The organism is Azospirillum sp. (assembly GCF_050789165.1).
In genome coordinates this window covers 1-7,922 of record NZ_JBOZRT010000003.1, presented here as the reverse complement: position 1 = coordinate 7,922, position 7,922 = coordinate 1, and the positions used below count along the sequence as shown (strand labels likewise).

5 protein-coding genes are annotated in these 7,922 nt (G+C 68.8%); 1 reads left to right on the top strand and 4 read right to left on the bottom strand.

Annotated elements, in window-relative coordinates:
- Positions 1–393 precede the first annotated feature (393 nt).
- From ACRWK7_RS00110 to ACRWK7_RS00095, 4 genes are all read right to left on the bottom strand, one after another.
- A complete protein-coding gene (locus ACRWK7_RS00110; protein ID WP_431854126.1) occupies positions 394–2,166 on the bottom strand; it encodes an ABC transporter ATP-binding protein/permease in 1,773 nt (590 codons plus the stop codon).
- A 79-nt stretch (positions 2,167–2,245) separates the two neighbouring features.
- Complete coding sequence (locus ACRWK7_RS00105; RefSeq protein WP_431854125.1) at positions 2,246–3,583, bottom strand: GH1 family beta-glucosidase; 1,338 nt, start codon at positions 3,581–3,583, stop codon at positions 2,246–2,248.
- A 164-nt stretch (positions 3,584–3,747) separates the two neighbouring features.
- On the bottom strand, positions 3,748–5,046 hold the full coding sequence (locus ACRWK7_RS00100) for an alpha-glucosidase/alpha-galactosidase (RefSeq protein WP_431854124.1): 1,299 nt from the start codon (positions 5,044–5,046) through the stop codon (positions 3,748–3,750).
- Positions 5,043–6,395 carry a GH1 family beta-glucosidase gene (locus ACRWK7_RS00095; RefSeq protein ID WP_431854123.1) on the bottom strand — a complete coding sequence of 451 codons (1,353 nt, stop codon included), beginning with the start codon at positions 6,393–6,395 and terminating at the stop codon, positions 5,043–5,045. The genes ACRWK7_RS00100 and ACRWK7_RS00095 overlap by 4 nt, the downstream gene beginning before the upstream one ends.
- 82 nt (positions 6,396–6,477) lie before the next feature.
- Between ACRWK7_RS00095 and ACRWK7_RS00090 the strand changes: the two genes are divergently transcribed.
- Entirely contained in the window at positions 6,478–7,797 is a 1,320-nt protein-coding gene (locus tag ACRWK7_RS00090) for a GH1 family beta-glucosidase (RefSeq protein WP_431854122.1), read from the top strand.
- The last annotated feature ends 125 nt before the right edge of the window (positions 7,798–7,922 follow it).

Sequence of the window (7,922 nt, the reverse complement as noted above, 5' to 3'; positions counted from 1 at the left end):
CCTCCATCGCAACCTCCAGCACTGAGGAGGTTCCTAGGAATCACACACCGCACCGAAAGGGAATCCTACAAGCCCGATCTTCAAGCGATTGCCCTGATCGGGACGCACGTGCGGCGTTTCTGACTATAATCCTATCATCGGGCGATGAAGGACGCAAGTCTCGCGCAGTCAGGCCGTCCATCCGCATCGCCGCGCGGCGGCTTCCACGTGCCTTTGTAGCCGTCATCCCTGCGAAGGCGGGGATCCGTAATTCCCCAAGCGGCATGCCGTGGCAGTTATGGATCCCCGCCTTCGCGGGGATGACGATCTGGAAAGGGAATGAGCGTCGGGAGACGGTCGCAATCGCCTGACTGAGCGCCCATGCGCCTTCGCGGGGCTGGCGGGACGCCATGACTACGCGTTCGCCGCGGGCTCCGGCGTCGTCTCGACCAGACGGACCGCGCCGTTGATGCGCTCCAGCACCACCTTGCGCTTGTGGTGCGCTTCCAGGCTCAGGTGGCTGCCGATGGTCAGCAGGGTCGCCTTCGGGAACTCCTCGTCGAGCAGGCGGAGCATCTCCTCCTCGCTGACGGGGTCGAGGGCGTCGGTGGCGTCCTCGATGAAGATCCAGTCGGGGCGGCGGACCAGCAGGCGGGCGAAGCCCAGGCGCTGCTTCTCGGCCACCGCCAGCTCCTCGTCCCACGCCAGTTCCTCGTCCAGCCGGTGGATCAGTTCCCCCAGCCCGACGCGGCTCAGCGCCGCGGCCGCCTGCGCGTCCGTCACCTTCTCCGGCCCGACTGGGTAGCTGAGCGCCGCCCGCAGCGAGCCGCGCGGCAGGTAGGGGCGTTCCGGCATGAAGAACACGCGGGTGTGGGCGGGCAGCGCGATGCGCCCATGGCCCCACGGCCAGACCCGCGCCACCGCGCGGAACAGCCGCACCGCCGCCCCCGGATCGCCGGAGATCAGCACGCGCTCGCCGGGCAACACCTCCAGGTCGAAGGGCGTGATGACGATGTGGCCGTCGGGCTCGGCGACGCTGACATTCCGGAAGGACAGGCTGTGCTCCTGGTCGGAGCGGTCGACGGTGATGCGGGCGGTGCCCTCGCCGCCGACCTCGCGGTCGAGGCGCGCCAGCGCGTCCTGCAGGCTCAGCACGCGTTCCACCGACGCCTTCCACTCCGCGGCGCGGGCGAGGTTGTCGATGGGCCAGGACAGCGCCGCCACGGTCTGCTGGAACGCCTGCGCCGTCTGCATCAGCATGCCCAGCGAGATGGCTCCGGAGATGAACCGGGGCGCGGCCACCAGGATCGGGAAGGACGCCGACAGCACCGAGTAGGTGGCGCTGAACACCATCATGTGGGTCAGCGCCCGCGTCTGCCCGTTCCAGCCCGAGCGCACGCCGCCCAGCAGGTCGCACAGCCGCCGCCGCTCCTCGGACTCGCCGTGCAGCAGGGCGATGGCCGGGGCGTTCTCGCGCACCCGGGCCAGCCCGAAGCGGAACGACGCCTCCAGCCCCTGCCGGCGGTTGACCGCCTTGACCAGCGGGTTGCCGACGACCATGGCGATGGTGGTGCCTGCCGCGGCGTAGAGCAGCGCGATGTACAGCAGGTAGCCCGGCACCGTGATGGTCACGCCCGCCACCGTCACCTCCGGCGCGCCGGACAGCATCCACAGGATGTTGGTGAAGCTGATCAGCAGCAGGATGCAGTAGGTCAGGGAGTGGGCGAGGTCCACCGCCATCTCGGTGGCGATGCGGATGTCCTCGGCGATGCGGCCGTCCGGGTTGTCGTGGTCGCCCGGCAGATAGGTGATCTGGTGGTGCCGCCCGCGCGTCAGCCAGTCGTCGAGCAGCGTGGTCGTCAGCCATTGCCGCCAGCCGAACTGCAGGCGCCGCTTCACCTGCATGTGCAGCGTGACGATGACGATGTTGAACAGGATGATCAGCCCGACGGCGCCGATCATCATCAGGAAGCCGTCCATGGAGCGCTGTTCGAGCGCGTCGAACAGCCGCTCGCTCCACAGGTTGATCAGCACCGGCACGACGACCTGGCCCATGGTGAGCACCAGCAGGGCCAGGGTCATCAGGCGCACGCGCCATTTGTGCTCGCTGCACCAGTAGCCGCGGACGAGGCCGAGAAACCGCTGGCTGAAGCCGGGCTTCGGCTGATCGGTGACACTCGTCGGCATGTCCGGCTCCAGTCGCATCGTCTACGCCTAAGCTATACCAAAGGAGTAGCGAAGGAACCGTTGATCACGGAGTTTTGTCTCAAAAAGTGTCCGCGATACGGCCGGCTTTCGCAGTTGCAACAAGAAAACGGTAACTGTCCTTGGGCGTGCGCGTCAACGTGTCGTAGTCGACCCGCACGATGCCGAAGCGTTTGTCCAGTCCAAACGACCATTCGAAGTTGTCGAGCAGGCTCCAGCACAGGTATCCCTTGACGTTGCACCCCTGCGCGACTGCGCGGGCGACCGATTCCAGGTGGTCGCGGATGAAGGCGACGCGCTCGGGGTCGTGCACCGCGCCGTCGGGGCCGACCACGTCGTCGTAGGCGGCGCCGTTCTCGGCGACGTAGCAGGCCGGGTTGCCGTAGTCGCGCTTCAGCGAGACCAGCAGGTCGTAGAGGCCGTCCGGCTGCACCGGCCACGCCATGCCGGTCCAGCGGTCGCAGTGCGCGTCGCCCCACCACACATCGAAGGGATGCCCCTCCTCGTGCTTCATGGTCATGCGCGAGTAGTAGTTGATGCCCAGCAGGTCGATGGGATAGCGGATCGCCGCCTCGTCGCCCGGCTGCACGAAGCTTTTCATCTTGTCGGCCAGAAGCGCCGGGATCTCGCCGCGCAGCAGCCCGTCGAGGGTGACGCGGTTCCACACCGCGTCCCAGCGCGCCGCCGCCGCGACGTCCTCCGGCCGGTCGCTCTCGGCCCGGCAGGGCTGGAGGTTCAGCACGGTGCCGAGCGTCAGCCCGGAATGCTCCGCCGCGATGGCGCGCAGCGCCGCGCCCTGCGCAAGGTTCTGGTGGTGCAGCGCGCGCAGCATGCCCTGCTCGCCGAGCCTGTGGCCCGGCGCCTGCTCGCCGACGCCGTAGCCGAAGATGGCGACGACGTTGGGCTCGTTCAGCATCATCCAGTCCTTGACCCGGTCGGCCAGCCGCGCGGCGACGACGCGGGCGTACTCGGCGAACGGGCCGACGACCGCCCGGCCCTGCCAGCCGCCGGCGTCCTCCAGCGGTTGCGGCAGGTCCCAGTGGTAGAGGCAGGCCATCGGCCGGATCCCGGCCTCCAGGATCCCGTCCACCAGCCGGTCGTAGAAGTCGAGGCCGGCCGCGTTCACCGCGCCGGTGCCGGTGGGGAGGATGCGCGGCCACGCGATGGAGAAGCGGTAGGCGTTGAAGCCCGCGTCCTTCATCAGCGCGATGTCTTCCGGCCAGCGGTGGTAGTGGTCGCAGGCGACCGCGGCGCTGGAGCCGTCCTTGATGTTGCCGGCGGCGGTGTAGGTGTCCCAGATGCACGGCCCGCGCCCGTCGGCGTCGAGCGCCCCCTCGATCTGGTAGGCGGCGGTGGAGGCGCCCCACAGGAAATCCTTGGGGAAGGTGTTGGCGGCCATGGCTTGGGTGTCCTTCTGGAGGGATTCCTTCCGTCACCTTTCTTTGCCGTCATTCCCGCGAAAGCGGGAATCCAGGGAACCTTGGCAGTTTGCGGCGTTGCCGGGCGCTCTGGATCCCCGCTTTCGCGGGGATGACGGAAGAATGGGGGACGGTTACGAAACGGCTAGACGCACGGGCGGATGTACGGCTTGTTCACCTCCCACAACTCGTCCAGGATCTTCAACGCCGCATCGGTGGAGGTGACCACCGGGTCGATCAGCAGCGCTTCCAGCGCCAGTTCCTTCGACGCGCGCACCGCCGCCTCGACGGCGAGCTGCTGCACGCCGGCCTGCACGGTCAGCAGCTTGGCGATGGGGTCGGGCAGGGGGCCCAGCGAGACCGGGTGGATGCCGGCGGCGTCGGCCAGCAGCGGCACCTCCACCGCCAGGTCCGGCGGCAGGTTGGGGATGACGCCGCGGTTGTAGACGATGCCGGACTCGATGAAGCGCTTCTCGTTGTGGAGGATGCCCTCCGCCACCGCGACGACGCGTTCGCCCCAGGACGGCTTGGTCCAGTCCTCAGGGATCGGCTTGGTGCCGTCGATCACGCCGTCCATCAGGTCTTTCAGGATGACGCGGCCGCGCTCGTCGCCGTCGAAGTCGAAGCCGTGCTCGCCGCCTTCCCAGCCGTAGGGCAGGTACTCGCCGGTGTGGTCGTCGCTGCAGGTCGGCCACAGGCCGAAGGCGCGGAACAGCCGGCGGGCCAGCGGCGTGAAGCTCGGGTCGTGCGTCGCCTCGCGCGCGCGCAGCAGCGGGTAGAGGTCGCGGCCCGTCGCCTTCTCGCGAATGTGCATCAGCCATTGGAAGTGGTTGAGCCCGGCGCCCCAGACGTCGATCTCCGGCTCCGTCATGCCGAGGATCTGGGCGATGAACCAGCGCGCCAGGAAGATGCCGTGGCACAGGCCCAGCGCCTTGACCTTGGCGTACTTGCCCAGCGCCATCACCACCCGGCTCTCGGGATTCGAGAGGTTGATGAACAGCGCGTTCGGGCACAGCTCCTCGACGTCGCGGGCGAAGTCGAAGATCAGCGGCAGCGTGCGCAGCGTGAAGAACAGCCCGCCGGGGCCGCCGTTCTCGCCCAGGGTCTGGCGGATCCCGTACTTCTTCGGCACCTCGAAATCCAGCTTCCACAGCCGGTTGCGGTCGATGGCCACCGCGTTCAGCACGAAGTCGGCGCCGGGCAGGGCGGCGCGGCGGTCGGTGGTCTTCTCGATGACGATGCCGGCCTCGCCACGGCGGTTCAGCACGCCGGCGAGGTCCGCCATGCGGTCCAGCGCCTCGGCGTTGGTGTCCACCAGGGTGAGCGTGCAGCCCGCCAGCTTCTTGGTGGTGAACAGGTCCTGGAACAGGCTGAGCCCGAAGGCGGCGCTGCCGGCGCCGATGAAGACGATCTTGGCAGTCTTGTTTTGGGCTGATTTCGTCATGGCTGGCTCCCGGCGGCGCGCGCCGCCTTGATGAGGTCCGCGTACCAGCGCGCCGAGGCCTTCGGCGTGCGTTTCAGGGTCTGGAAATCCACGTGCACGATGCCGAAGCGCGACCCGTACCCGGTGCCCCACTCGAAGTTGTCGAGCAGCGACCACACGAAGTAGCCGCGCACGTCGGCGCCCTCGCGCATCGCGGCGCGCATGGCCTCCTGATAGATCTTGAAGTAGGCGATGCGGTGCGGGTCGTTGACCCGGCCCTCGGCGTCCACCACGTCGCTGCCGCCGCAGCCATTCTCGGTGACGACGATGGGCAGGCGGTAGGTGTGCTGGATGTCCAGCAGCTCCTCGCGGAAGGCGTCGGGGAAGATCGCCCAGCCCACCCCGTAATCCGGCGCGTCCGGCGGCGCGTCGCCCCACCAGTAACCCCAGGTGCTGTCCGGCTCCGCCTTCGCGAAGATCGGGCCGTAGTGGTTCAGCCCGAACCAGTCGATGGGCCTGCAGATCCGCGCCATGTCGCCGGGCTGCACGTAGGGCTCGATGGCTTCGGCCAGCCGCGGCGGGTAATGGCCGAGAAGCTGCGGGTCGGGGAACGCCTTGTTCCAGTGCTCGTCCAGCAGGGCGGCGGGCTCGACATTCTCCGCGCGGCCGTGCTCGGGGATGATCTTCTGCCGGTTGTGGATGGCGCCGATGGAGGCGCCCGGCACCAGCGACCGCAGCACGTCCACGCCGGCGCCGTGCGCGAGGTTGACGTGATGGATGGCCTTGAGGTGCGCCGCGCGGTCGGTGATCCCCGGCGCCGCCCAGGGAATGGCGTAGCCGAACAGCGTGAACACCGAGAACTCGTTGAAGGTGATCCAGCGCTTGACGCGGTCGCCGTAGCGTTTGGCGCACAGGGCGGTGTAGTCGGCGAACCAGCCGGCGCCGTCGCGGCTGGTCCAGCCGCCGCGGTCGTGCAGGGCCTGCGGCAGGTCCCAATGATAGAGGCAGACCCACGGCTCGATGCCCTTCTCCAGCAGCGAGTCGATGAGTCGGTCGTAGAAGGCGAGGCCCGCCTCGTTCACCGCCCCCCGGCCGCGCGGCAACAGCCGCGGCCACGCGATGGAGAAGCGGTACGCATCAACGCCGATGCCCTGCATCAGCGCGATGTCCTCGGGCCAGCGGTGGTAGTGGTCGCAGGCCACGTCGGCGTTGCTGCCGTCGCCGATGCCGCCCTTGGTCTTGCAGCGGGTGTCCCAGATGGAGGCGCCGCGGCCGTCCTCGGTCACCGCGCCTTCGACCTGGTAAGCCGAAGTCGAGACGCCCCAGACGAAGTCCGCGGGAAAACCGGTGGTATCGACGCTGGCGGGCATAGCTTCCTCCGCGGCCGTACACCTTATAGTAATACGCTCTTGGTAAAAGCTTCATGAAGCGTGCCTCGGAACGGAGCACACCATGCGCACGAAAGCAGCAGACCTGGGCTTCCCGCCGGCGTTCCTGTGGGGCGCCTCCACCTCGGCCTACCAGGTGGAGGGCGCGGCGAAGGAGGATGGCCGCGGCCCTTCCATCTGGGACACCTTCTGCACGCTGAAGGGCCGTGTCGACCACGGCGACACCGGCGACGTGGCGTGCGACCACTACCACCGCTACCGCGACGACGTTCGCCTGATGGCGGACCTGGGCGTGCGCGCCTACCGCTTCTCCATCGCGTGGCCGCGGCTGCTGCCGCGCGGTCGGGGGGCGGTGAACGAGGCGGGCCTTGCCTTCTACGACCGCCTCATCGACTCGCTGCTGGAACGCGGCATCGAGCCGTGGGCCTGCCTCTACCACTGGGACCTGCCGCAGGCCCTGCACGACCGCGGCGGCTGGACCAGCCGCGACACGGCGGGCTGGTTCGCCGACTACGCCGCCCTGTGCGCCAAACGCTACGGCGACCGCGTCAAGCACTGGGGCACCATCAACGAGCCGTCGGTGCACAGCATCTTCGGCTACGCCTTCGGCTGGGGCGCGCCGAGCATCGCCGACCGCACCATGCACGCCCGCGCCATCCACACCCTCAACCTCGCACACGGCGGCGCGGTGGACGCGCTGCGCACGCTCGTGCCGGGCGCCTCCATCGGCGGCATCCACAGCCACCAGCCCTGTCGGCCGGAGCGTGACGACCCGGCGTGCGTGGAGGCGGCCGCCCTCTTCGACGAGCTGTGGAACCGCGCCTTCCCCGACCCGCAGATCCTCGGCGCCTACCCGCCGCGGCTGGCCGAAGCCATCGAACCCTACGTGCAGCCCGGCGACATGGCGCGGATCTGCCGTCCGGTCGACTGGTTCGGCGTGAACCACTACGCGCCGATGTACGCCGCACCCAACACCGACATGGTCTGGGGCTGCGGCTTCGGCGCGCCGCCCGACGACATGCCGCGCAGCGACGTCGGCTGGCCGCTGGAGCCGGCGGCCATGCGCGAGAACCTGCTGACCATCCACCGGCGCTACCGCCTGCCGATCGTCGTCACCGAGAACGGCTACGGCTCCAAGTCCGAGGCCGGACTGGAGGACACGCCGCGCCTGGACTACCTGCGCGCCAACATCGCGTCGATGGCCGAGGCCCTGCGTGACGGGGTGGACGTGCGCGGCTACTTCGTCTGGTCGCTGCTCGACAACTTCGAGTGGGGAGGGGGCTACGGCAGCCGCTTCGGCATCGTGCACGTGGACTTCCAGACCCTGGAGCGCACGCCGAAGGCCTCGGCCCGCTGGTACGCCGATTTCATCCGACGGGGCTGAAAAAAAGCTCTTTACAGCCGATCCGGCCATCCCATATAAGCCCTCACCCCAGCCGGAACGGTTGACGATCGACGCCAGCAGCGCGAACCGCAATGCTGTCCGAGATGTTCGACGTTGCGGCGCGG

Bases quoted from the DNA above. Each gene is read 5' to 3' on its own strand.
- ACRWK7_RS00100 (WP_431854124.1), bottom strand. From the start codon at position 5,046: ATGACGAAATCAGCCCAAAACAAGACTGCCAAGATCGTCTTCATCGGC.
- ACRWK7_RS00095 (WP_431854123.1), bottom strand. From the start codon at position 6,395: ATGCCCGCCAGCGTCGATACCACCGGTTTTCCCGCGGACTTCGTCTGG.
- ACRWK7_RS00105 (WP_431854125.1), bottom strand. From the start codon at position 3,583: ATGGCCGCCAACACCTTCCCCAAGGATTTCCTGTGGGGCGCCTCCACC.
- ACRWK7_RS00090 (WP_431854122.1), top strand. From the start codon at position 6,478: ATGCGCACGAAAGCAGCAGACCTGGGCTTCCCGCCGGCGTTCCTGTGG.
- ACRWK7_RS00110 (WP_431854126.1), bottom strand. From the start codon at position 2,166: ATGCCGACGAGTGTCACCGATCAGCCGAAGCCCGGCTTCAGCCAGCGG.